Genomic DNA, 1080 nt, shown 5'->3' with positions numbered 1-1080 from the left:
ATCACTATTGTTTTCTCTTCCTCAGGGTACTTAGATGTTTCAGTTCCCCTGGTCTGCCTCTATTCTGCCTATGTATTCAGCAGAAAGTGACTGTCGATGAAGACAGCCGGGTTTCCCCATTCGGACATCCCCGGATCAAAGCTTGCTTACAGCTCCCCGAGGCTTTATCGTTGTTCGCCACGTCCTTCGTCGGCTCCTGGCGCCTAGGCATCCTCCGTGTGCTCTTTGTAGCTTAACCTAGACTTTTCTTTCAAAGAAAGAAAATGTCGCTGTTCGATAAAGAATGATTTTTGCCAAAAGCAAAAGATCTTTCCTTACCTGCTACCTTTATTTCACTTGTTTACACAAGATCAGCTTAAAGGAATATTCTAAAACGCAATTTCGTTTCGGTATCCAGTTTTCAAGGTGCAATACAGTTTCATCGAAACTGTAGCCTGTGTGAACATCGCTCCATCTCATTCGAGCGGATGATATTCATGCAGTTTTTTGGTGGAGCCAAGCGGGATCGAACCGCTGACCTCCTGCTTGCAAGGCAGGCGCTCTCCCAGCTGAGCTATGGCCCCAAAAGGAAATATAAAGTTATATGGTGGGCCCTAGTGGACTCGAACCACCGACCTCACCCTTATCAGGGGTGCGCTCTAACCAGCTGAGCTAAGGGCCCATAATAAACCACCAAAGAAGTTCTTCTTTAGTGGTTGCGCTTGGCGACGTCCTACTCTCCCAGGACCCTGCGGTCCAAGTACCATCGGCGCTGGAGGGCTTAACGGTCGTGTTCGGGATGGGTACGTGTGGAACCCCTCCGCTATCGCCACCAAACGTTCGAGAGTTTGAACTCTCAAAACTGAGCAACGAGTGAGTAATTTAAGGATATTCATTTCATTCACACGAACGTGATGAACCGAATTGAATATCCGGTCGCAGGTACGTTATACCTGCTGATTTGAATGTTTCCGTTGCAGGAAACGATTCTCCATAGAAAGGAGGTGATCCAGCCGCACCTTCCGATACGGCTACCTTGTTACGACTTCACCCCAATCATCTACCCCACCTTCGGCGGCTGGCTCCCTTGCGGGTTACCCC

General features: G+C 48.9%; 2 tRNA genes and 3 rRNA genes. All 5 read right to left on the bottom strand.

Features of this window, described 5'->3' with window-relative positions:
- Nucleotides 1-238, bottom strand: a 23S ribosomal RNA gene (locus ACWA2B_RS27870); the annotation flags it as partial.
- A gap of 249 nt (nucleotides 239-487) precedes the next feature.
- Nucleotides 488-563: transfer RNA gene (locus tag ACWA2B_RS27865), tRNA-Ala, on the bottom strand.
- 21 nt (nucleotides 564-584) lie between these two features.
- Nucleotides 585-661: transfer RNA gene (locus ACWA2B_RS27860), tRNA-Ile, on the bottom strand.
- A 38-nt stretch (nucleotides 662-699) separates the two neighbouring features.
- Nucleotides 700-816 (bottom strand): 5S ribosomal RNA (gene rrf, locus ACWA2B_RS27855).
- A gap of 160 nt (nucleotides 817-976) precedes the next feature.
- Nucleotides 977-1080: ribosomal RNA gene (locus ACWA2B_RS27850) — 16S ribosomal RNA — on the bottom strand; the annotation flags it as partial.

The organism is Paenibacillus sp. CMM36 (genome assembly GCF_053570945.1).
This window is presented reverse-complemented; position numbering and strand designations above follow the sequence as displayed.